The organism is Soonwooa purpurea (assembly GCF_053891095.1).
Window position 1 is genome coordinate 56,529 of the sequence record NZ_JBSSMA010000012.1, and the last position, 22,308, is coordinate 78,836.

The 22,308-nt window shown below is 35.3% G+C and carries 19 protein-coding genes, 3 tRNA genes and 1 pseudogene; 14 read left to right on the plus strand and 9 right to left on the minus strand.

Annotated elements, in window-relative coordinates; all coding sequences use genetic code 11:
- Nucleotides 1-247 precede the first annotated feature (247 nt).
- Nucleotides 248-1,621 carry a D-alanyl-D-alanine carboxypeptidase/D-alanyl-D-alanine endopeptidase gene (gene dacB / locus ACVFVN_RS11490; protein ID WP_456235359.1) on the plus strand — a complete coding sequence of 458 codons (1,374 nt, stop codon included), beginning with the start codon at nt 248-250 and terminating at the stop codon, nt 1,619-1,621.
- 2 nt (nt 1,622-1,623) lie between these two features.
- The gene (locus ACVFVN_RS11495; RefSeq protein WP_456235360.1) at nt 1,624-2,133 is read left to right on the plus strand and encodes a DNA-deoxyinosine glycosylase; all 510 of its coding nucleotides are present in this window, start codon (nt 1,624-1,626) and stop codon (nt 2,131-2,133) included.
- Here ACVFVN_RS11495 and ACVFVN_RS11500 read toward each other — a convergent pair.
- The 3 genes and pseudogenes from ACVFVN_RS11500 to ACVFVN_RS11510 all read right to left on the minus strand — a co-directional run bounded on the left by ACVFVN_RS11500 (nt 2,096) and on the right by ACVFVN_RS11510 (nt 5,404).
- On the minus strand, nt 2,096-3,118 hold the full coding sequence (locus ACVFVN_RS11500; RefSeq protein WP_456235361.1) for a phosphotransferase enzyme family protein: 1,023 nt from the start codon (nt 3,116-3,118) through the stop codon (nt 2,096-2,098). The genes ACVFVN_RS11495 and ACVFVN_RS11500 overlap by 38 nt on opposite strands.
- Complete coding sequence (locus ACVFVN_RS11505; RefSeq protein WP_456235362.1) at nt 3,109-4,017, minus strand: nucleotidyltransferase family protein; 909 nt, start codon at nt 4,015-4,017, stop codon at nt 3,109-3,111. The genes ACVFVN_RS11500 and ACVFVN_RS11505 overlap by 10 nt, the downstream gene beginning before the upstream one ends.
- A pseudogene (locus ACVFVN_RS11510) lies at nt 4,007-5,404 on the minus strand (Gfo/Idh/MocA family protein). Before ACVFVN_RS11510 ends, ACVFVN_RS11505 begins: the two are co-directional and overlap by 11 nt.
- A 162-nt stretch (nt 5,405-5,566) precedes the next feature.
- Between ACVFVN_RS11510 and queA the strand changes: the two are divergent.
- The 8 genes from queA to ACVFVN_RS11550 all read left to right on the plus strand — a co-directional run bounded on the left by queA (nt 5,567) and on the right by ACVFVN_RS11550 (nt 15,144).
- Nucleotides 5,567-6,616, plus strand: a complete 1,050-nt coding sequence (queA, locus tag ACVFVN_RS11515) for a tRNA preQ1(34) S-adenosylmethionine ribosyltransferase-isomerase QueA (RefSeq protein ID WP_165132147.1) — start codon at nt 5,567-5,569, stop codon at nt 6,614-6,616.
- A 111-nt stretch (nt 6,617-6,727) separates the two neighbouring features.
- A complete protein-coding gene (locus tag ACVFVN_RS11520) occupies nt 6,728-7,594 on the plus strand; it encodes a hypothetical protein (RefSeq protein ID WP_456235363.1) in 867 nt (288 codons plus the stop codon).
- Between the two features lie 93 nt (nt 7,595-7,687).
- The gene (cls, locus tag ACVFVN_RS11525) at nt 7,688-9,151 is read left to right on the plus strand and encodes a cardiolipin synthase (RefSeq protein WP_456235364.1); all 1,464 of its coding nucleotides are present in this window, start codon (nt 7,688-7,690) and stop codon (nt 9,149-9,151) included.
- Nucleotides 9,152-9,259: 108 nt separating this feature from the next.
- Nucleotides 9,260-11,119, plus strand: a complete 1,860-nt coding sequence (locus ACVFVN_RS11530; protein WP_456235365.1) for a DNA topoisomerase IV subunit B — start codon at nt 9,260-9,262, stop codon at nt 11,117-11,119.
- A gap of 15 nt (nt 11,120-11,134) precedes the next feature.
- Nucleotides 11,135-11,629, plus strand: coding sequence for a hypothetical protein (locus ACVFVN_RS11535; RefSeq protein ID WP_165132138.1), 495 nt, complete (start codon nt 11,135-11,137; stop codon nt 11,627-11,629).
- Entirely contained in the window at nt 11,629-14,229 is a 2,601-nt protein-coding gene (locus ACVFVN_RS11540) for a DNA gyrase/topoisomerase IV subunit A (protein ID WP_456235366.1), read from the plus strand. The genes ACVFVN_RS11535 and ACVFVN_RS11540 overlap by 1 nt, the downstream gene beginning before the upstream one ends.
- Nucleotides 14,229-14,885 carry a rhomboid family intramembrane serine protease gene (locus tag ACVFVN_RS11545; RefSeq protein WP_165132132.1) on the plus strand — a complete coding sequence of 219 codons (657 nt, stop codon included), beginning with the start codon at nt 14,229-14,231 and terminating at the stop codon, nt 14,883-14,885. The genes ACVFVN_RS11540 and ACVFVN_RS11545 overlap by 1 nt, the downstream gene beginning before the upstream one ends.
- Before the next feature lie 37 nt (nt 14,886-14,922).
- Nucleotides 14,923-15,144: a (4Fe-4S)-binding protein gene (locus ACVFVN_RS11550; protein ID WP_165132129.1), complete on the plus strand. Its 222-nt coding sequence runs from the start codon at nt 14,923-14,925 to the stop codon at nt 15,142-15,144.
- Between the two features lie 28 nt (nt 15,145-15,172).
- Here the strand turns inward: ACVFVN_RS11550 and prmC are convergent, their stop codons facing one another.
- From prmC to ACVFVN_RS11565, 3 genes are all read right to left on the minus strand, one after another.
- Nucleotides 15,173-16,027, minus strand: coding sequence for a peptide chain release factor N(5)-glutamine methyltransferase (prmC, locus tag ACVFVN_RS11555; protein ID WP_456235367.1), 855 nt, complete (start codon nt 16,025-16,027; stop codon nt 15,173-15,175).
- Nucleotides 16,028-16,074: 47 nt separating this feature from the next.
- The gene (gene yaaA, locus ACVFVN_RS11560; protein ID WP_456235368.1) at nt 16,075-16,836 is read right to left on the minus strand and encodes a peroxide stress protein YaaA; all 762 of its coding nucleotides are present in this window, start codon (nt 16,834-16,836) and stop codon (nt 16,075-16,077) included.
- 140 nt (nt 16,837-16,976) lie between these two features.
- Entirely contained in the window at nt 16,977-17,588 is a 612-nt protein-coding gene (locus ACVFVN_RS11565; protein WP_165132120.1) for an L-threonylcarbamoyladenylate synthase, read from the minus strand.
- 224 nt (nt 17,589-17,812) lie between these two features.
- On the opposite strand from ACVFVN_RS11565, the gene ACVFVN_RS11570 reads away from it, so the two are divergent.
- Both ACVFVN_RS11570 and ACVFVN_RS11575 read left to right on the plus strand, forming a co-directional pair.
- A tRNA-Met gene (locus tag ACVFVN_RS11570) sits at nt 17,813-17,885 on the plus strand.
- 37 nt (nt 17,886-17,922) lie between these two features.
- Nucleotides 17,923-17,998 (plus strand) — tRNA-Met (locus ACVFVN_RS11575).
- A gap of 681 nt (nt 17,999-18,679) precedes the next feature.
- On the opposite strand, the gene ACVFVN_RS11580 is transcribed toward ACVFVN_RS11575, so the two are convergent.
- Nucleotides 18,680-18,759, minus strand: a tRNA-Leu gene (locus ACVFVN_RS11580).
- A 107-nt stretch (nt 18,760-18,866) separates the two neighbouring features.
- A complete protein-coding gene (locus ACVFVN_RS11585) occupies nt 18,867-19,631 on the minus strand; it encodes an MBL fold metallo-hydrolase (RefSeq protein ID WP_456235369.1) in 765 nt (254 codons plus the stop codon).
- Between the two features lie 45 nt (nt 19,632-19,676).
- Between ACVFVN_RS11585 and ACVFVN_RS11590 the strand changes: the two genes are divergently transcribed.
- Nucleotides 19,677-21,104, plus strand: coding sequence for a TonB-dependent receptor (locus ACVFVN_RS11590; protein WP_165132114.1), 1,428 nt, complete (start codon nt 19,677-19,679; stop codon nt 21,102-21,104).
- Nucleotides 21,105-21,114: 10 nt separating this feature from the next.
- Nucleotides 21,115-21,564 (plus strand): GAF domain-containing protein, encoded by a 450-nt coding sequence (locus ACVFVN_RS11595; RefSeq protein ID WP_456235370.1) that lies wholly within the window; start codon nt 21,115-21,117, stop codon nt 21,562-21,564.
- A gap of 3 nt (nt 21,565-21,567) precedes the next feature.
- Here ACVFVN_RS11595 and ACVFVN_RS11600 read toward each other — a convergent pair whose 3' ends face one another.
- Nucleotides 21,568-22,296, minus strand: coding sequence for an ABC transporter substrate-binding protein (locus ACVFVN_RS11600; RefSeq protein ID WP_456235371.1), 729 nt, complete (start codon nt 22,294-22,296; stop codon nt 21,568-21,570).
- Nucleotides 22,297-22,308 lie beyond the last annotated feature (12 nt).

A 22,308-nucleotide genomic window follows, 5' to 3' on the forward strand; every position in this document is an offset into this window, starting at 1 on the left:
CTTATGCTTTTATAAGGATGAGTGTAAAGTATTATTAGATCAAAAAAAGTTTTTTAATTATTTAATTCAGTTTGAATTCATCAAAAACTAATAAAAGTTTTTAGATAAAATTACCAACTCTCCAAAGATTCTTTGAAGAGTTTTTTTGTTGAAAACAAAGCGTTTGGAAAAACAGCATATAATAAATTGTTTCTAAAATTCTAGTTCTATAGATGATTCCTTATATTTGACTTTATAAAGTTTTATAATGAAAAGGATTTTCTTAGCCTTCGTTGTAGGGTCACAACTACTATTTTCTCAAAATGTCGCCAATCAATTGGATCAATCCACACAAAAACTTCTCAATTCTACAGGTGCATATTCTGCAAATTTATCGTTTTATGTTACCGATGACAATGGAAACTTGGTGTACGAATATCAGCCCAATAAGGGGCTTTCGACAGCAAGTACGCAGAAGATTTTTACTGCGGCGGCAGCATTAGAAACCTTGGGAAAAGATTACCGCTATACAACGACGGCAAGTTATTCTGGGCAGATTAAAAATGGCATTTTGGAAGGCGACCTTTGGATAAGCTCAAACGGCGATCCAACGCTTGGAAGTTGGCGCTATGAAGATTACAAACCCGAAAAGTTTAAAGAAAAACTTCTTCAAGCTTTGCAACAAAAAAACATCAAGTCTATTACTGGAAATATTATAATTGACGATTCGTATTTCGATTTTCAGTCGGTGCCAGGCGGATGGCCTTGGGATGATATCGGGAATTATTATGGTGCTGGAACTTGGGGAATCAATTGGCGCGAAAATCAGTTTGATATCAATACCAATGGCACGCAATTCAAAAGTTTTTCTTACGATTTGGAAAATGTTAAATGGATTAACGAGCTCAAAGCTTCTGGATCGTCGGATCAGAGCTTGATTTTTACCGCACCACATTCGGATGTTGCTTTAATTAATGGAAGTTTGCCCGCTGGGAAGTCGATGACGGTTTCGGGATCGGTGCCCAATCCGCCTTTGCAATTGGGCGTGGAGGTTAAATCTTTTTTAAATTCTAAAAATATTGCTGTCCACGGAAATGTAGAAACCTATTACAACAATCAACTTTCTGGAAAGAAAATGACTTCTTATCCTGAAAAAAATAACTTCTTCGAATACCAATCGCCAACATTGGACAAAATGGTCTATTGGTTTCTAAGAAAAAGCATCAATTTTTATGGGGAAACATTTGTAAAAACGATGGCCAAAGAGAAAAAGGGAAATTCGTCTTACAAAGTGGGCGTTCAGTTTTTGAAAGATTTTTGGAAGTCAAAAGGCATCAATCCGTCTATGATTAATTTTGCAGATGGAAGTGGACTTTCGCCACAGAATTATGTTTCTGCAAAAGCTGAAGTGCAGGCACTTTTGTATGCGCAAAAACAGCCTTGGTTTTCTGACTATTTCGACGGATTCCCACCACAAAATGCTATGAAGATGAAGAGCGGAACCATCCGAAATATAAAATCTTTTGCCGGTTATCATACGTCGAAATCTGGCAAAAAATACGTCTTTTCGATTATTCTTAACAACTATCAAAGCGCAGATATCAGTCAAGCTTTGTTCAAGGTTTTAGATAATTTGAAATAAATATGTCAAACCGAATTTTCTCTTTTCATCCGATAATAGACGAATATAGCGAAGTCCTTATTTTAGGTTCAATTCCAGGTGTCAAATCTTTAGAAAAACAAGAGTATTATGGACATCCACAAAATGTATTTTGGAAAATTATTTTTGAATTATTTGCAGAAAATGTCACAGACGATTACCAAGAAAAACTTGAAATTCTTAAGAAGCATAAAATCGCACTTTGGGATGTTATCGACAGTTGCGAGCGTAAAGGCAGCCTAGATTCTGAAATAAAAAATGAAAACGCCAACGATATTTTGCGACTTCTGGAAGATTATCCTAACATCAAAATGATAGCTTGCAATGGTCAAAAATCATATAAAAATCTAATTAAAATTTTAGGAAAAAACTTTGCAATACCAATTGTTGCGTTGCCTTCCACAAGTCCTTTGCATACAATTCCATTTCAAAATAAATTCGAAATTTGGAAGCAAATCAAACATCCATTTTTATTAAAGCCTTCAGAAGGTTAATTTGGTTTTTTGCTCGATTCAGATTTTGATCCTCGTAGCTCACATCATAATAGATATCACCTTTTAAGTAATCCAACAAAAATCGTAAGGCCTGAACATGGACAACAATTTTGGCAGCATAATCCAAATGTTCCAACTCCAGATTTGTTAAAATATCTTTGGAATGTTTCAGAAAACCTTCTTTGACCGCATGATAAATTTCGGGGTCAAAATTATCATTTGTACTAATGTCATCTTCTGCCAAACGATTGGTAAAAGAACGAATCATATCTCCAAAATCATACAATATTGGGCCAGAAAGTACCGTGTCTAGATCGATAATTGCAATGGCTTTTTGGTTGGAATCAAATAAAATATTACTGATTTTTGGATCAGCATGAATAATTTTGTTTGGCATTCCATTATGGATAAGGTCAATCCAAAGCTTTCCTAGATGCATATATTTTTGAAGAAAAATCAGTTCTTCCAAACAGTTTTTAAGGCGATTTGAAGGCTTGTTTTTTTTTGTTCCTTGCGAAAAATCATCAAAACGCTTTTCAAAATTTGTAAATCCAGGAATACTTTCCTCCAACTGAACTTTGTCCCCAGAATTAATACAATAATGAAAATAACTCAGTGCTTCAGATGCGTTGTAAGCCATCTCTGGTGAAAGCACTTTTTGATATGTCATACTTCCGTTGATGAATTCTGTAACACGCCAAAACTGCTTTTCGATTTCAAAAACAAGTTGTCCATCGATAGTTTTTATAGGTTCTGCTAATGCTAATTTATAATTGTTTAGTTTTAAACTTTTATTGACTTTCAGATGATTACTTACCAAAACGTTGGGTTTTTCAAATATCGAATCGTTGATATGTTGAAGAACGTAAGATTTTCCTCTCGTTTCAACAAGAAAAGTCTGGTGTATCAATCCATTGCCGAGCGGCGTGATGTTTTGGATGTTGACATCAGGTAAAAACTGAGCAATAATATAATTTAGTTCCATAGATTTTCTGGATAATCGCCATCTTTAATTTTCGTTTCAATAAAAGATTTCAAGCTTTGTTTGTCTTCAGGATATGTTACGCCCATCCATTGGGATGGCGACTCATGGACTTTTACAAAAATTTTGTTTTCTTGCAAAAGATCTTCGATAAGTTGCGGAATATAAAATTCTGCTTTCGGATTTTGATTGGTTTTTACAAATTGATGAAATCTATCTTCTAAATCGTTAAAAATTGATGGATTAAATATAGAAAAATTCATAGAAACCAAGGTCTTAGGTTCTAAAGAAATTTTTTTGTCATTTTCTATGAAATATATTTTTCCCAAGTCCGAAAAAATATGAGTTCGCTCGGTAATTTTTGTAAGACTTTGTTGCTTGTTAATGTCGCAGATTCCTCTCGAAACAGCGCCGTTTTCGCTTAACGTCAAATCCAAAGGATAAGCGATAATATGATGAAGATTTGTTTTTACTAAATTTTGGTCGATAATTTCGGAGGCCATTTTGAAGGCTTCTTTGCCATAAAAATCGTCAGCATTTAGAATGATAAAATTCTCTTCAATCTCATTTTTTATGCAGAGCAAAGCATGGGCAGTTCCCCAAGGTTTTTTTCGAAAACTAAGATCAATATCTTGTGGTACAAAATTTTCGATATGTTGATAAACGAATCTTAAATCCAAGTTTTTCTTTAACGCAATTTGTTGCAAACGATCGATGTACGAAGCGGGAATAAGTTTGTTAATAATCAAAATGATTTTGCTAAAACCGGCTTCCATCGCGTCATACAACGAATATTCTAACAATGGAGATTGGTTGTCGGTGATGCCGTCAATTTGTTTCAACGATTTGTAACGGCTTCCCAAGCCACCTGCCAAAATGACTAATGCTTTTTTAGAACTCATCTGATAGTCCGAATGCCGGTTTTCTATTTTTCCAGGCGCCACTTGTAAAGTCTGGTATTTCTATAACTTTGCCTTGATGTGCAATAGATTTTTCGCTCAGTGGCGTGATGGCGTACCATGTAGCTAAATCGTAAACATCCAACGGAAATTCAATATTTCGTTTGATACATTCTATAAAGGTATTTATCACGAAGAAATCCATGCCGCCGTGACCAGCGCCTTTGGTGTCGGTTTCAAATTTTTTCCAAAGCGGATGATCGTATTCTTTAAGCCATTTTTCAGAATTATCCCATTTGTGGTTGTGATTCATCATTTTTTCAAAATAAATATGACCTTGGTCAAGACCTCCAGAACCGAAATCTTGCTATAAACCTTCGGTACCTTGCACGCGGAAACCGAGATCATAAGGACGTTGTAGACTGGTGTCATGTGTTAACAAAATGCTTTCGCCATTAGCGCATGCAATTTGTGTGGTTACAATATCACCTTGTTTGAATTTTACTTTTGCGTTAGGATGATTTTCGCCACCTTTTGGATGGTCAACAATATATTTATGCAAGCCTAAAGCTTTTGTAGAAAACGAGGAAAGATGCGTCAAACGATTTCCGCGATTAATATCCATCATTGCCGCAATGGGCCCGAGACCATGTGTAGGGTACAATTCTCCATTTCTATCAATATAATGTTGCGTTCTCCATTTGGCTTCGCTAAATCCTAGGTCGCCAAACTCAACGCCTGAGTTGTAAGGTGTAACACCATCGTTGAAAAGTACGCCACGCAAATCGTGTTGATAACCGCCACGGCCATGCACCAATTCGCCAAACATACCTTTTCTTACCATGTTTAAAACGGCCATTATATCGCGACGGTAGTTAACGTTTTCCATCGCAAATAAAGGAACTTTGGTGCGTTCATAAGTTTTTACATAATCCCAACATTCGCCTAAAGTCATGGCGCCTCCGACTTCCATTCCAACGATTTTTTTGGATTGCATTGCTTCGATACCCTGTTTGTGGTGCCATTCCCAAGGTGTTGAGATAACGACGGCATCAATATTTTTGAGTTGAAGAAGATTCCTATAATCGTAATCACCGTTTGAGAATTCTTGTGCTTTTGGCTTGTTGTTTTTAACAAGGAATTGTTGTGCTTTTTTCAGCATAATAGGACTTGGATCAGCGAAGGCAACGACTTCTACATCATCACGTTTTGCGAGAAGTTCGAGATGATTTTGTCCGCGAAGTCCCACACCGATAAGTCCGACTCTTACTTTGTGAAGTGTCTGTTGTTGTGGATAAAGACTATTCCCAAATAAAGTATTGGGAAGTACAAGTGCCCCAAAACCAGCAAGACTAGCAGTTTTTATAAAATCTCTTCTGTTGCTTGACATGTTAATTATTATAAAATTTGACTAAAAATAAATAAATTATTCTTTATTAACTTAAATTTATTAAAAAATATTAATAAGTCTTAGTTCCCTTGACAAAGGCTTTTTTATGTTGTATCTTTGCAAATCGATAATTCACAAATTTTTAAACCGTAATTTAAAAAAATGAAAACTTCAGATTTTAATTTCGACTTGCCAGAAGAACTATTGGCAGAACACCCATCAGAACATCGTGACGAAGCCAGATTGATGGTTTTGGATCGTAAAACACAAACAATAGAGCATAAACTTTTCAAAGACGTTATTGATTATTTTGACGAACATGATTTGTTTATTTTTAATAATACTAAAGTTTTTCCTGCAAGACTATACGGAAACAAAGAAAAAACTGGTGCCAAAATTGAGGTTTTCTTATTGAGAGAACTGGACAAAGAAACCAGAGTTTGGGATGTTTTGGTTGATCCCGCCAGAAAAATTAGAATCGGGAACAAACTCTTCTTTACAGAAGACGAATCTTTGGTAGCTGAGGTTATCGATAATACCACTTCTAGAGGTAGAACTTTGAGATTCTTATATGATGGATCTTATGAAGAATTCCGTACTAAACTGAATGAACTTGGAGAAACGCCACTTCCGAAATACATCAAAAGAGATGTTGAGCCAGAAGATGCCGAGCGTTACCAAACCATTTATGCAAAAGTAGAAGGCGCTGTTGCTGCACCAACGGCAGGACTTCACTTCTCAAAACATTTGATGAAGCGTTTAGAAATTAAAGGTATTGACTTTGCAGAAATTACACTTCACGTCGGTTTAGGAACTTTCAACCCTATCGAGGTGGAAGATCTTTCTAAACATAAAATGGAATCCGAAGAAGTTATCATCGACCAAAAAAATGCGGATATCATTAACAAAGCGGTTGAGGAAAAAAGAAGAATTTGTGCAGTTGGGACAACAACCATGCGTGCTATAGAAACTTCAGTTTCGTCAAATCGTAAGATAGGACCTTTTAATGGATGGACGAACAAATTTATCTATCCACCACATGATTTTGGTGTTGCTAGTGCGATGATAACAAACTTCCATACGCCAAAATCAACATTGATGATGATGATTGCAGCTTTTGCAGACCGCGATTTTATCATGCGCGCTTATGAGGAAGCGATTAAAGAAAAATACAGATTCTATTCTTACGGCGACGCTATGTTGATTTTGTAAGATTTGGTCACATATTTGATACAAAATGCACAGTTTAGAAAAGCTGTGCATTTTTATTTACTACATTTGAAACACTTCGTTTTTTAAGTTTAATTTAATTGATAATATAATATGAGAGGATTAATATTGAGCGTTTTGACAGTCGGACTTTTCTCTTGTCAAAAATCGGCCACAGATAAAGTAGAAGTGGTGACAACGCTTCCAAAATTAATAAAAGAAGCTTCTGCTGCGGAAATTTCCAAAGCTTCAGATCTTATTTGGACAATCGAGGATCAGAAGAATGAAAATATTTTATTTGGTTTTACCACAAAAGGAGAAATTAAAAAAGAAATCCGAATTTCTAATGTTGAGAACAACGATTGGGAAGATTTGTCATCGGATGATGCTGGAAATATCTATGTCGGGGACTTTGGAAACAATGATAATTTAAGAGAAAATTTGGCCATTTATAAAATTAATGCTGCGGATCTTTCCCAAAATGAGGCAAAAGCTACGGCAATAGTAGAATTCTTTTATCCTGAGCAAACCGAATTTCCGCCAAAGAAAAAAGACCGTGTTTTTGATGTAGAATCTTTCTTTATTTTGAATAATCAATTTTATTTGTTTACAAAAAATAGAAGCTCAAAATTCGATGGAACAACGGTTCTCTATCGCGTAGAAAACAAGTCTGGGCAAAAGTTGCCTGCCCAAAAAATATCGAGTTTTGTGACTTGTGGTAATTTTAACCAATGCGCGGTGACAAGTGCAGCGATAAGTCCAGATAAGAAAAAAGTAGCACTTCTGAGCTCGGATAAAGTTTGGATTTTTACAGACTTTAAAGGCGATGATTTTTTCTCTGGAAAATCTCAGATGATCGAGTTGGGACATTTTTCGCAAAAAGAGGGTTTAACTTTTGAAAATAACGATAGTATTTTGATAACCGATGAAGCCCAAAAGAAAGGCGAATCTTTCTTGTACCGTTTGAAATTAAACAAGTAAACTCACGTTTCGTAAATTTTTTGAAACCGTCAATTGGCGGTTTTTTCTGTTTTTTAAAAGATTATTTATTAATTTTAAAATCAAAATCCTATTATGAAAGAATTTTTAGAACAACATCGTTATATTCTTCTAGGTTTGGAATTTTTATATTTTGTTGGGGTAATTCTTCTTTCAGCAAAAATAATTACGGATACCAAAACAACGAGTAAGACTTTGGCGTATTTGCTTCTTATTATTTTTTTGCCTTTCGTTGGGATTTTAATTTATTTTTTCTTTGGTGTTAATTACCGCAAAAACAAATTTTATGATTTTAAAATAGAACGTAATGAGACGATTTATAATGAAATACAGCAGTTTGTACAATCTTCGCATCATAAAGTTTTAGCATCGCATCAGGAGGAATTACAAAAGTATTTTTCGACGACTTCTTTTTTATTTAATGCAACAAATTCGCCGCTTACAGAACAAAATTCGGTAGAATTATTAATCAATGGCGAACAAAAATTCCCTAAAGTTTTTGAAATTTTAAAATCAGCAAAACATCATATCCATCTAGAATATTACATTTTTGAAGACGATTATATTGCGCGAGAATTGTGTCAAATTTTAATTGAAAAAGCAAAATCTGGCGTTATGGTGCGATTGCTTTATGATGATTTGGGAAGTGGAAAATTGACAAAAACTTTGAAAACCGAATTAAAAAATGCTGGTGTGGAATTGTCTCCAGTTAATAAAATTAATTTCCGACTTTTTGCTAATCGCGTTAACTATCGCGATCACAGAAAGATTATCATTGTAGATGCTAACAAGGTTTTCACAGGCGGGATCAATGTTTCGCAAAAATATGTTAACGATAATGCGAGCAAGATGTATTGGCGCGATACGCATCTTTATTTCAAAGGGACGGGTGCTTTTTATTATCAATTTTTATTTTTGAGCAATTGGGTGTTTTCGACGAAAAAAATTCCACAGATTGACCATTCTTATTTTGATTATGAAAATATCGACGGAAAGCAAGTTTTGCAATGTGCAGCAAGTGGACCAGATACCAAGCCCGCCATTATGATGTCAACTGTGTCGGCTATATATTCTGCCAAGAAAAGAATTTTTATAACAACACCTTATTTTATTCCTGTCGAAGCAGTTTTGCAAGCGATAAAACAAATGTCCCTTTCCGGAACAGATGTTCGGCTTTTAGTGCCTGAAAAAGGAGATTCTATGTTGGTGAACGCTGCGGCATATTCACATTATGAAGAGCTTTTGGAGGCGGGTGTCAAAATTTATTTTTATAAAAAAGGATTTGTACATGCCAAAACAATTTTGATTGATGATGAACTTTCCATTGTTGGAACTGCCAATATGGATGTCCGTAGTCAAGAGCTTAATTTTGAAGTCAATACTTTGGTTTATGATAAAACTATTGCCAATCAGTTAGCAGACGTTTTTTTTGAAGATTTAAAATCTAGCGAAGAAATCAATCTTAAACATTGGAAATCGCGTCCAAAATTGAAGTCTTTTTTTGAACATTTAGCCAGATTGTTTTCGCCTTTGTTATGATTTTTTTAACAATTATTTTTGATTCTAAAACTTAATCATTATTTTTGTAAGGAGTGTCTTTTTTTTTTTTTAGAAATCTAAACGGAAATAAGCACGATAGCTAACAATATGGTAGAAAACAACGCAGTTAATTATTCCGAAGACAATATTAGGACGCTCGATTGGCAAGAGCACATCAGATTGCGTCCTGGGATGTATATCGGGAAATTGGGAGATGGCTCATCGGCCGATGATGGTATTTACATTCTTTTAAAAGAAATTATCGACAACTCGATTGACGAATTTGTCATGAAAGCTGGTAAACGTATCGAAATTAAGATTGATGAAAAGAAAGTTGTCATTCGAGATTTCGGGCGAGGTATTCCTTTAGGAAAAGTCGTTGACGCTGTTTCTAAAATGAACACAGGAGGGAAGTATGACAGCAAAGCCTTCAAAAAATCGGTTGGTCTTAACGGGGTTGGTACAAAAGCTGTAAATGCCCTATCCGACTATTTTCGTGTAAAATCTGTACGCGATGGTCGTATGAAAATGGCTGAATTTTCGAGAGGTGTCATCATAGAAGATTTTCCAGAAACAGAGTCTTCTGATCGTAACGGTACCGAAATTAGTTTTACGCCAGATACAGAAATCTTTATCAATTATAAATTCAGAAAAGAGTATATCGCACGTATGCTCCGCAATTATGCGTATCTGAATCCTGGTTTGAAAATTATTTTTAATGGTGAAACTTTTTACTCTGAGAATGGTCTTCGCGACCTTTTGGAGGAGGAATTAGAAGGCGATATTTTGTACCCAATTGTTCACTTAAAGGATGAAGATATCGAAGTGGCAATTACACATTCTGATAAATCGCAAACAGAAACCTATTTCTCTTTTGTTAACGGACAGAATACAACGCAAGGTGGTACTCACCTCAATGCTTTTCGAGAAGCTTTTGTAAAAACAATACGTGATTTTTATAATAAAAATTTCGAAGCTGCAGATATTAGAAAAGCCATTATTGCAGCCGTAGCTGTGAAGGTTATCGAACCAGTTTTTGAATCACAAACGAAAACCAAATTAGGCTCTAACGAAATGGAGCCTGGCGGAACGACGGTGCGAACTTTTGTGATGGATTTTATGAAAAACCAATTGGATAATTTTCTTCACAAAAACCCTGAAGTTGCAGAAGCCATTTTACGTAAAATTTTAATTTCTGAAAGAGAACGTAAAGAACTTTCAGGAATCCAAAAACTAGCGCGGGAGCGTGCTAAAAAAGTTTCGCTTCATAACAAAAAACTTAGAGATTGTCGTCAGCATTATAACGATCAAAAAGCCCAAAGAAAAGCGGAAACCATGATTTTCATTACCGAGGGAGATTCTGCGTCAGGTTCTATCACCAAGTCACGTGATGTTGAGACGCAAGCCGTTTTTTCTCTTAAAGGTAAACCGCTTAATAGCTATGGTTTAACCAAGAAAATTGTATATGAAAATGAAGAATTCAATCTTCTGCAGGCTGCCTTAAATATTGAAGAAAGTCTCGAAGATTTGCGCTACAATCATGTGATTATCGCTACCGATGCCGATGTTGATGGGATGCATATTCGTTTATTAATGATTACTTTTTTCCTTCAGTTTTTTCCAGATGTTATCAAAAATGGACATTTGTATATTTTGCAGACGCCACTTTTCAGAGTTAGAAATAAAAAAGAAACAAGGTATTGTTATAACGAAGAAGAACGGATTAAGGCCCTTAGTGAGCTCGGAAAAAATCCTGAAATTACACGATTCAAAGGTTTGGGGGAGATTTCACCTGATGAGTTCAAACATTTTATTGGCAAAGATATTCGGCTAGAGCCTGTTGTACTTGGAAAAGATCAGACTATTGATCAATTGTTAGAGTTCTATATGGGGAAAAACACACCAGAAAGACAATTGTTTATTCTTGACAATTTGGTGGTGGAAAATGACGATATTGATAAGAAATAAAATTTAATTTTTAAGATGAGATTAAGTAATAAAAAGAAAATTCCAATTTATAACTTCTTTCAAATTCTTTTTTGGATGGGTCTTATTTTTGGAATTGTGCTTTTTTTTATTGAAAAGTATAAGATGGATTTTTTAAATTCTGGAAGCTATCTGTTGATTCTTATTCCCCTTCTATTGCTGTGTTTGTTCTGGCTGCGAGGTAAGCAAATTTTTGAATATGATAGCGATGGCGAAACGCTAACTTTTAATAATTATAGCATTGTTACTCCTTTTAAAAATCAAAAAAAAGATGAATTTCCGAAATATAAATTAAAGAATTTTGAAGTGGTTAATTTTATTTTTTTTAAAAAAGTTCTAATTAACATTCACAGCAAAAAAAGTCATCAATTGATTTTGAAATACGATATTTCTTATCTAAGTAATAAAGAAGTTAAAGATTTAAAATTATCCTTAAGAAAGGTTATAAAAGCTAATAAAGAAGAAAACCAGTCACGTACTGAAACAGTATAATGGAAGAGAATAACTATCAAGAAGAAAGCCTGAAAAAAGTTTCGGGATTATATAAAGATTGGTTTTTAGATTATGCATCGTATGTAATTTTGGACCGTGCAATTCCATCTGTTTTTGATGGGTTTAAGCCTGTACAGCGCCGAATTTTGCACTCCATGCGGGAGCTAGAGGACGGTCGTTACAATAAAGTGGCTAACATCGTCGGAAATACGATGAAATACCATCCGCATGGCGATGCTTCCATTACGGATGCTATGGTGCAAATTGGTCAAAAAGAATTGCTTATTGACACCCAAGGTAACTGGGGAAATGTCTATACTGGCGACTCCGCAGCGGCAGCACGTTACATTGAAGCCCGCTTGACGCCCTTTGCTTTGGAAGTGGTTTTTAACCCTAAAACAACAGATTGGGTAAAATCTTATGATGGTCGTAATAACGAACCTGTTGATCTTCCCGTAAAGTTTCCAATGCTGTTAGCACAAGGTGCCGAAGGGATTGGTGTAGGACTTTCAACGAAGATTATGCCCCATAATTTTAATGAATTAATCAATGCCTCTGTCGCATATCTCAAAGGGAAAAAGTTTGAAATTTTCCCCGATTTTTTAACGGGCGGAATGTTGGACGTTAGCAATTATAACGATGGCCATCGTGGTGGAAAGCTAAGAGCCAGAGCAAGAATTATTCAAAAAGATAAAAATACACTTTGTATTAATGAACTTCCTTTTTCCAAAAATACAGGCGACCTTATCGATAGTATTATTAAAGCCAATGAAAAAGGAAAAATCAAAATCAAAAAGATTGAAGATAATACCTCGGACAAAGTCGAGATTCTTATTCAGTTGACCAACGATGTGTCGCCAGATAAAATGATTGACGCTTTGTACGCCTTTACAGATTGCGAAGTGGCCATTTCGCCCAACGCTTGTGTCATTGTTGGCGACAGACCTATGTTTTTGTCGGCTTCCGAAATTCTGAAGCGCAATACCGATCACACCGTTTCACTTTTGAAACTTGAGCTGGAAATTGAGCTTGGCGAACTAGAGGAAAAATGGCATTTTGCTTCTCTTGAAAAAATCTTCATCGAAAACGAAATTTACCAAGAAATCAAAAACAGAACATCCAAAGAAGAAGTCTATGCAGCGATTGATAAAGCCTTAAAACCTTTTACAAAACATCTGATGCGTGCGGTGACCACCGATGACATTGTCCGATTAACCGAATTGCCGTTTATGAGAATTTCGCGTTACGATCAGGACAAAGCTTTAGATAATATTGCTGCTTTGGAAGGCAAAATAGAACAGGTTAAACATCATCTGGATAATCTAATTGCTTATGCCATTGACTATTTTGTAAATATTCAAAAAAAATATGGAAAAGATAAAGAACGCCGTACAGAACTTCGCGTTTTTGATACGATTGATGCGACAAAAGTAGCCGTTGCCAACGAAAAATTCTATGTTAATCGCGAAGAAGGTTTTATTGGAACATCACTCAAAAAAGATGAATATGTGTTTGACTGTTCCGATATTGACGATATTATCACTTTCCGAAAAGATGGTGGTATGCAGGTGACAAAAGTGGAGAGCAAAACCTTTGTTGGCAAAAATCTTTTGCATGTCGGTATTTGGAAAAAGAATGATAAAAGAACCGTTTACAACATGATATATCGCGAGGGCAAAGAAGGCCCTTATTATATGAAGCGTTTTGCGGTAACAGGCGTTATTAGAGCGAATGACTACAAATTAGCTTCGGATAAAAAAGGCTCAGAAGTTTTATATTTTTCTGCAAATCCAAATGGTGAAGCAGAAGTCGTTTCTGTATTATTAAAACCAAACGCGCGCATTCGTAAAAATAGAATTGAAGTTGATTTTTCTGAGTTGGGAATCAAAGGTCGCGACTCTCGTGGAAATCTCGTGACGAAATATGCCGTGAAAAAAGTGGATCTAAAAGAAGAAGGCGTTTCAACATTGGCGCCTCGTAAAATTTGGTTTGATGAAAGTGTAAGACGTCTCAATGCAGATGGTCGTGGCACTTTGCTAGGAAGTTTTAAAGGAGAAGATAAAATCTTGATCATTAATACACAGGGTGAAGCCAAATTGGTATCCTTTGATTTGAGTAACCGTTTCGATGATGAGTATTTAATTTTAGAAAAGTGGAAACCCGCGCAAGCTGTGACTTGTATCTATTTTGATGGTGAAAAATCCATTTATTTTATCAAACGTTTCCTGTTCGAAAATACACCGAGTGTACAAACCTTCATGCCTTCGGAACATCCGAAATCCTTTATAGAATTTGTAGGAACAAGTGATAATTGCGTGGCTGAGATTAATTTTGCTAAAGACAAATCAGGAAAAGAGAAAGAAGCAGAAACTATAAATCTTGACGAGTTTATATCTGTTAAAGGTATTAAGGCAATGGGCAATCAGTTTATAAAAGATAAAGTAAAAAATATTAATATCATTATTCCCGAACCTGAAGAAGAACCCGAAGCGGAGGAAGATAACGAGAACGAAACTGTCAATTCGGCAGATTACGATGAAGGCGGAACGATTGGGGATCTTTTTGATGAGTCAGGACCAGAAGAAAATACAGAAGAATAATGCCGAGTTTACTTTTACTAATTATCGTTATAACTTGTGGAATCAGTATTTATGGATTCCAGAATCAAGCTTTTTTTGAAAAATACAAATTCAATGTTGGCGCTGTACAGCATCGTAAAGAGTATATAAGATTGTTGTCTGCGGGATTCTTGCATGGGGATTTTATGCACTTGTTTTTTAACATGTTCACCCTGTATTTCTTTGGACCAATTGTGTTACAAGTTTTTGGAGCTGTAGGATTTCTGATTGTATATTTTGGCTCAATATTGCTTGGGAATTTATTCAGTTTGTATATTTATAAACATCAGGGCTATTATTCAGCAATTGGAGCTAGTGGCGGTGTTTCTGGGATATTGTTTGCCGCAATTGCAGCATTTCCGCATTTAGGTATCGGGATTATGTTCATTCCATTACCAATTCCTGGATATATTTTCGGAGCATTGTATTTTGCCTATTCCGTTTATATGATGCTGAATCCGAAACAATGGGACAATCTTGGTCATGCAGCGCATCTTGGTGGTGCCGCATTTGGGCTTCTGTATGCTATTATTTTCCATTTGGATTTGGTTATAGAAAATGCCCAATATTTGGGAATTATGTCGCTTCCTTTGGTGTATTTGGCGTATCATATTTTTTCAAAAAAGAAAATTGGTTAACTTTACTTTAATGATTAACCAATGAAAAATATAGAATATGGAAACCAAAAAATATACCAATAACAAAGACATTACAGTACTTTGGACACCTAGCAAGTGCAAACATGCAGGTGTTTGTGTAAAAATGCTACACAAAGTTTATGATCCTAAAGCCAAACCTTGGATAAAACCAGAATTGGCAACTAAAGAACAATTGATTGCACAAATTGACGCTTGTCCATCTGGTGCTTTGGGCTATATTATCGAAAATAATTCTTAAAGATAAAGGCGATTCAATTTGGGTAGCTTTATTTTTTTGCATAGATCATTCTGTCGTTGTCAGAAATATCTTTAATAAGTTTTGAAACACTAAAATTCTGATACAAAGCTAAAGTTTCTAGACCAAGTTTTTGATTAATTTCTAAAAAGATCAAACCACCTTTTTTAAGATTGGTAATCGAGATTTCGGCGATTCTACAATAGAAAAGAAGCGCATCTTCTGTGGGCGAGAATAAGGCGAGATTGGGCTCATAAGATTTCACGGAATCTTTGATGTCTATTAGCTCATCTTGTCCGATATACGGCGGATTGCTGATGATAACATCGAATTCCATATTCGGTATTTTTGTTAAAATATCCATTTGGTGAAACTGGATTTCTGTTTGATGAAAGTCGGCATTTTTTTGTGCAATCTCTAAAGCATCTGCTGATACATCAACCGCATGGACTTCGGCATGGGGAAGCATCTTTTTCAAAATAATAGGAATAACGCCACTTCCTGTGCCGATATCAAGAATCTTGACATTTTCTAGATTTTCTTCTTTTTGATATTCTTGAATGTAAGGCGAAGCCAATTCCAGAAGTTCTTCCGTCTCTGGTCGTGGTATTAAAACATGTTCATTTACAAAAAAGCGTTTTCCATAAAATTCGGCTTCTCCCATAATTTGTTGATAGGGTTTTCCAGATTTTAATTGGTTTAAAATAGAATTAAAAATCTCAATATCTGATTCTAAAATCGATTGGTTTTCAAATTTTCTAAGTTGATGTTTTGTGAAACTAAATGTCTTTTCAGTAAAAATATAATATAGCATCAAACTTTCCGAGCTTGAATATAACTCAGATAGTTCTACTTGGAAGCTTTTTTTTAAATCAGAAATTGTCACTTTTTTATTTATGAATTATCTATATCCTCAAAATCAATAATCAATAATTATCTTGTGAAAACCAAATTGGTATCAGTGGAAAGTTTCTCGTCTAGCAAATAATTTTCGTAGTTAAAAGCTTTGACATCGTTAAGTGTTTTAGCCTTTGTTTCAGCACAAAAACGAATCATCAACCCTCTTGCGTGTTTGGTATAGACCACGATGGTTTTTAGTGTTCCATCGGGTTGTATTTGGCGAAAATCGAAGTCGATAATTGGTGCATTTATTTTTTTACGATCGATGACTTTTACATATTCATTACTAGCTAAGTTGAGGATGATATCTTTGGCTTTCAGTTCAGTGTTCAGTTGTTCGGTAACTTTATCTCGCCAAAAATCGTACAGGTTTTTGTACTTGTCAAAAGCAAAAGCTCTTCCCATTTCTAAACGATAAAGCATAATACGGTCAGATGGTTTCAACAATCCATAAAGTCCAGATAGCATTCGGTAGTTTTTTTGGAGATAATCGATCGCTGTTTTGTCCAGAGTTTTGGCGTCCAGACCGCGGTACACTTCTCCAACAAAGGCAAACATGGCGGGTGCAGATTCTTTTGTTTTAGGATTGGCTTTCCAGTTTTGGTTGCGCTCCCAGTTTTCATCAGCCAGTTTTGAGGAAATTTCCATAAGGCTTGACAAGAATTTTGGATCTTTCTCTTTGAGATGCGATTGTATTTCGGCAGCTTCGTTAATGAATTTTGGTGTTGTCGTCCGCAAAAGATCGGTGTGGTTTTCGATGTTCATTAATTTGGCTGGTGAGCTAAGTATCTTCATGCTGTGACTTCTTTTTCTATAAATCTAAAATAATACAATAATGTGTTTTTGCGCCCCGGCGTAGTCGGAACTCCTTTTGCGAGAGGCTATGCCGAGCAAAAGAGTGGGAGATGGAGACGGAAATGGCGCCCAAAAAACAATTAAATTTCACCTTTTCCTTGACGAATAATTTCGGGTTCTCCAGAGGTTAAATCGACAATAGTCGACGCGACGTTATCGCCATAACCGCTGTCTATAACGATATCGACAAGGTGGTCGTATTTTTCTGCAATAAGTTCTGGATCGGTAGAATATTCTAAAATTTCGTCGTCATCACGGATGGAAGTCGAAGCGATGGGATGACCCAGTTTTTCAACAATAAGTTGTGGAATGCTATGGTCTGGCACGCGGATACCTACTGTCTTAGCGCCTTTGTAAGCCAAAGGAAGATTCTTGTTAGCATCCAAAATAAAAGTGAATGGTCCAGGCAAATGGTTTTTTAGAAATCTAAATGTCGAGGTTTCTATAGGACGAGTAAATTCTGACAGATGGCTCAGGTTGTTACAAATAATGGAAAAGTGTGCTTTTTCGAGTTTTACACCTTTTACGCTTGCAAGTTTTTCCATCGCTTTTAGGTTGTTGATGTCGCAACCTAGTGCATAAATGGTGTCGGAGGGGTAGATGATGAGCCCACCGTCTCGCAAGCTTTTTACAACTTGATCGATATAGTTTTCTTGCGGATTGTCTGGATATATTTTCAGAATTTTTGCCATACAACAAAGTTACGGAAATCTAGTTTAATTTTTTAGTTAAGAATTAAGAATTATAACTAATATGTATTGTAAACGCTTAGTTGAGTCTATAAAATTGTAAAAAAAAATGGCTTGTTAAGCTGTTGATTGATAGTTGTTAATGTTTTGTAATGTTGATGGATAGTAAGTTTTTCGAGGTTTTATTTGGATTGTAATAATATTGTTGTATATTTGCAATCCAATATCGCGGGATGGAGCAGTAGGTAGCTCGTCGGGCTCATAACCCGAAGGTCATCGGTTCGAGTCCGGTTCCCGCTACTAAGAAAGCTTTCGGTAAGCTTTTCAAACAATATACCGCGGGGTAGAGCAGTAGGTAGCTCGTCGGGCTCATAACCCGGAGGTCGCACGTTCGAGTCGTGTCCCCGCTACCAACAGGAGATTCAGAAATGAGTCTCCTTTTTTATTGTTGATTATCAGGTGTTTATGTTTGTACTAAAATTCTAATTTCTTTCAATTCTTATTAAAAGTCACTTTTGGAGGCAATATTACATAACCTACTGGTAATTAATAGAATATAGAGTAGGGTGATAGTCGTGTCCCCGCTACCAACAGGATATTCAGAAATGAGTCTCATTTTTTATTGTTAATTATCAGTTGTTTATGTTTTCACTAAAATTCTATTTTCTTTGGATCAAGCACACAAGTTTTAGTTATGGCAAATACTTATTTTGATATAAGGTCAGTTTTATCAAGATCGTTCAAAATTTCTGGAAACATGGCACTGATAACGAAGTAGCCTATTATCATAATAACGATTAATAAAAATAAAATGATAACGAATAGAGGTGGTTTATTTTTTGAATTTTCCATAATAATTGTTTTAATTTTATTATCAGTACAAAAATCGTTCTTTTAGCTTATTTTTTTGTAAAATAAATACGGAGATATTGTTTTTTTAATATTTATCCTAGATATTGAGCTTAATTTGAACTTCTATGAGTTTTAAATTATTATAATTTGAAAATGGATATAAAAAATAGGAGTTGAAAATGAAAAGAAAAACTTTAGAATTACATCAAATAAAAAAGCAACCATTTTATGATTGCTTTTTGTACTCGGAGTGGGAATCGAACCCACACTCCTAGGAACACGAGTTTGAGTCGTGCGCGTCTACCAATTCCGCCATCCGAGCGTTGTATTGAGGTGTGCAAATATACAAAGATTTTGCTTTATTAAAAATGTTTTCAAATATTTTTTAAAGTCTATTGTCTATTTGTTTGAAAATCAATTTAAAAAAAATTAAAATTCTATTTCCAATCCATCATATCCAGGCTGAATATGCAATGGGAGCTCTTCTAATAAATCATCATGAAAGCCTAACAAATGAGAAATATGTGTTAAATAAGTCATCTTCGGCTGTAGTTCTTCAACCAGATCTAAGACTTCAGGCAATATATAGTGTGAATGATGAGCTTGTTCTTTGCGAAGACAATTGATGATAAAAAAATCTAAATGTTTTAATTTTTCTTTTTCAGAATTTGAAATTTGACTAGCATCTGTGATGTAGGCCATGTTTTTAATTTTATAACCTAAAATAGGCAGTGCGCCATGCATGACATTAATAGAAGTAATCTTCTCATCGAAAAGTTCAAAATTTTCTCTTGCTGTTACAATTTCAAATGAGGGTGAACCTGGATATTTTTTCTCAGCAAATGCATACGGAAAACGGAATTTTATCTCTTTACCAACACGTTCTTGGCAGTAGATAGGCATTTCCATTTTATTTTTGAAGATCAGTGGGCGCAAATCGTCAAGCCCGATGACATGGTCATTATGTTCGTGGGTTATAAGAACCGCATCGATTTGGCTTTCGTGATTAGCGAGCATTTGTTGACGAAAGTCTGGCCCGCAGTCAATAAGTATTTTTTTGCCATTATCTAGGCTGATAAGTGCCGATGTACGCAACCTTTTATCCTTTGGATTGGTTGATAAACAAACGGGATGTTGACTGCCTATAACAGGGATTCCTTGCGAAGTTCCGGTGCCTAAAAATTTAAGCCGCATTCTTTGGTTTTGGATTTATTTTGGTAAATTTACAAAAAATTCTAAATGTCTGTTATTCATCAAAAATTAACGCCAAAACAAAAGGCCTTAGCCATTAATTTAGATAGTTCAATTTATGGGACTTTTGCCGAAATTGGAGCGGGACAAGAGACAGTGAGATATTTTTTCCGTGCAGGGGCAGCATCACAAACTATCGCAAAAGCAATGTCAGCTTATGATAAAGATTTTAGTGACGCTATTTATGGAAAAGAAACTAAAAACCGCTACGTTACCCAAAACCGCCTTCGCAAGATGCTTCGTTATGAAGTGGGCTTGGTAGAAGAGCGTATTTCTCGAGACAACAATCCTGGAAAGAAATTCTTTTCCTATGCTAATACTGTAACAACCATCAACTTTGATAAAACCATGAAAGGTCATGGTTGGGTGGGTATTCGTTACCAAATGGGTGAAAACGAGGATTATAATGAAATCGTTATTCATGTTAAATTTAATGAAAATGATGCCACTTTACAACAAGAAACTTTAGGAAGCCTTGGTGTTAACCTGATTTATGGCGCTTTCAATTATGCGGATAATCCAAGAAGATTAATAGATTCTTTATATGATGATCTATCTACAGACCGCGTGGAGATTGACATGATTGACTTTAGCGGGCCTTCATTCGCCTATGTTGATAACCGATTGATGAGTTTGCAATTGGTGAAAAGAGGAATGACAGATGCCGTTATTTTTAATTCGGAAGGGAACAATATGTTACCCGCAGATATTCTTTACAAAAAAAATATTTTTGCGGTAAGAGGAAGTTTCCGCCCTGTAACAAAGGTCAACATCGATATGTTCGAAAATGGTCTTAATATGTTCCTCAGAGATGTTGGCTGTACCAACGAGGATACACAAGTACTTTTCGAAATTACCATTGCCAATCTTCGTGCAGACGGCGATATTGACGAAAGAGATTTCCTAGATCGCGTCGATGTTTTAGCCAAATTGGGCTATACCATAATGATTTCGAACTTCTCAGAATATTACCGAATGGTTGATTACTTCTCAGCCTATACCAATCAAAATATTGGTGTGGCAATGGGGGTTAACAATCTTTTGGATGTTTTCGATGAAGAATATTATAAAAATTTGCCAGGCGGAATTTTGGAAGCTTTTGGTAAATTTTTCAAACAAGATATGCGCCTTTACCTTTATCCATACAAAGATGCAGAAACAGGCTTATTGTTGAATTCTGAGAATCTTAAAGTCCAGGCCAACCTAAAAGAGCTTTACAAATATTTTAAACTGAATAAGAGAATTGTGGATATTAAAGATTATAATCCTCAATTTTTAGAAATCTATTCCAGAGAGATTCTTAAAAAAATTACATGTCAAGAATGTGGTTGGGAAGAGCAATTGCCAGATGGTGTTGCCGACATTATCAAAGAACGTGGCATGTTTGGTTACAAAGAAGTTAGTCTTATCGATTAATACAAAACTTATGAGCGAATTAAAAAAACGCATCAGCGTTATACTAGAAGCACCCGAAGCAGATATTAATACAAAACTTCTGAAAATCTGTCAACTCCTCGATCAAGAGATAGAATATTACAATTGGACAGGTTTTTACTTTAGAAATGGAGATAAAGAAGAATTGGTGTTGGGACCTTATGTAGGTGCAAAGACAGACCATACTACTATTCCTTTTGGGAAGGGAATTTGTGGACAAGTTGCCGTTTCTGGACAGACTTTTGTCGTACCAGACGTTCATCAGCAAGATAATTATTTGTCTTGTTCTATGGATACCAAATCGGAGATTGTTGTTCCGATTTTTAAAGATGGAAAAAATATAGGACAAATCGATATTGACAGTCACAAAGTCGATCCATTTACAAAAGCTGATGAAGCGCTTCTGGAGTGGATTTGTCAAGAAGTAGGAAAGAAAATGTAATCACTAAAGTTGGAGACTTTTGATTAAATCTTGGTAGTAAGTTCCGAGTTTTGAAATTCGGGTGCCATACCAAGAAAAAGCTTCACCATCAACAATACGAATTATTTTATCAGGAAACACATCGCGCATTAGTTCGATGTGTTTTTCTTTAAAAGGATAAGGTTCGGAGGATAAGAAAATAACATCAGCTATGGCTAATTCGTTAAGTTCGAAAGTCGGATAACGTTTCTGATTTTTAAAGATATTTTCAAAACCAATTTCTTCTAAAATATGATGAATAAAAGTGTCGCGACCAATACTCATGTACGGATTTTTCCAAATGAGATATGCAGCTTTTAGTTTTTTTTCGGGTTTAACGAAATTAAATTGCTCCTGAATTTTTAAATTAAATTGTTGTGCGGTTTCCTTTTTGTTAAGAAGATTTCCAAGGTTTTTTAGTAAATAATAGTTGTCTTCCAAGGTTTCCACATGGGTGACTACAACTTTGTGCGTATTCATTAATTCCTCAACCTGTTCTTTAACGTTTTCCTCTTTGTTGGCTAGGATAATATCGGGATTTAATGATTTTATTTTTTCGATATCAATATTTTTGGTTCCACCAATTATTTCGACATCTTCAACGAAACTTTTGGGATGAATACAGAATTTGGTTCTCCCGATAACTTCTTCAGAACTTAATCCGAAATCAAACAGAATTTCGGTCAAAGACGGAACCAACGAAACAATTTTCATAATGTATTTATA

Coding starts and splice junctions, on each gene's coding strand:
- ACVFVN_RS11500 (WP_456235361.1), bottom strand. CDS start 3,118: ATGGAACTAAATTATATTATTGCTCAGTTTTTACCTGATGTCAACATC.
- ACVFVN_RS11495 (WP_456235360.1), top strand. CDS start 1,624: ATGTCAAACCGAATTTTCTCTTTTCATCCGATAATAGACGAATATAGC.
- ACVFVN_RS11585 (WP_456235369.1), bottom strand. CDS start 19,631: ATGCGGCTTAAATTTTTAGGCACCGGAACTTCGCAAGGAATCCCTGTT.
- ACVFVN_RS11540 (WP_456235366.1), top strand. CDS start 11,629: ATGGAAGAGAATAACTATCAAGAAGAAAGCCTGAAAAAAGTTTCGGGA.
- ACVFVN_RS11595 (WP_456235370.1), top strand. CDS start 21,115: ATGAGCGAATTAAAAAAACGCATCAGCGTTATACTAGAAGCACCCGAA.
- queA (WP_165132147.1), top strand. CDS start 5,567: ATGAAAACTTCAGATTTTAATTTCGACTTGCCAGAAGAACTATTGGCA.
- yaaA (WP_456235368.1), bottom strand. CDS start 16,836: ATGAAGATACTTAGCTCACCAGCCAAATTAATGAACATCGAAAACCAC.
- ACVFVN_RS11535 (WP_165132138.1), top strand. CDS start 11,135: ATGAGATTAAGTAATAAAAAGAAAATTCCAATTTATAACTTCTTTCAA.
- ACVFVN_RS11550 (WP_165132129.1), top strand. CDS start 14,923: ATGGAAACCAAAAAATATACCAATAACAAAGACATTACAGTACTTTGG.
- ACVFVN_RS11590 (WP_165132114.1), top strand. CDS start 19,677: ATGTCTGTTATTCATCAAAAATTAACGCCAAAACAAAAGGCCTTAGCC.
- dacB (WP_456235359.1), top strand. CDS start 248: ATGAAAAGGATTTTCTTAGCCTTCGTTGTAGGGTCACAACTACTATTT.
- cls (WP_456235364.1), top strand. CDS start 7,688: ATGAAAGAATTTTTAGAACAACATCGTTATATTCTTCTAGGTTTGGAA.
- ACVFVN_RS11600 (WP_456235371.1), bottom strand. CDS start 22,296: ATGAAAATTGTTTCGTTGGTTCCGTCTTTGACCGAAATTCTGTTTGAT.
- ACVFVN_RS11520 (WP_456235363.1), top strand. CDS start 6,728: ATGAGAGGATTAATATTGAGCGTTTTGACAGTCGGACTTTTCTCTTGT.
- ACVFVN_RS11565 (WP_165132120.1), bottom strand. CDS start 17,588: ATGGCAAAAATTCTGAAAATATATCCAGACAATCCGCAAGAAAACTAT.
- ACVFVN_RS11530 (WP_456235365.1), top strand. CDS start 9,260: ATGGTAGAAAACAACGCAGTTAATTATTCCGAAGACAATATTAGGACG.
- ACVFVN_RS11505 (WP_456235362.1), bottom strand. CDS start 4,017: ATGAGTTCTAAAAAAGCATTAGTCATTTTGGCAGGTGGCTTGGGAAGC.
- ACVFVN_RS11545 (WP_165132132.1), top strand. CDS start 14,229: ATGCCGAGTTTACTTTTACTAATTATCGTTATAACTTGTGGAATCAGT.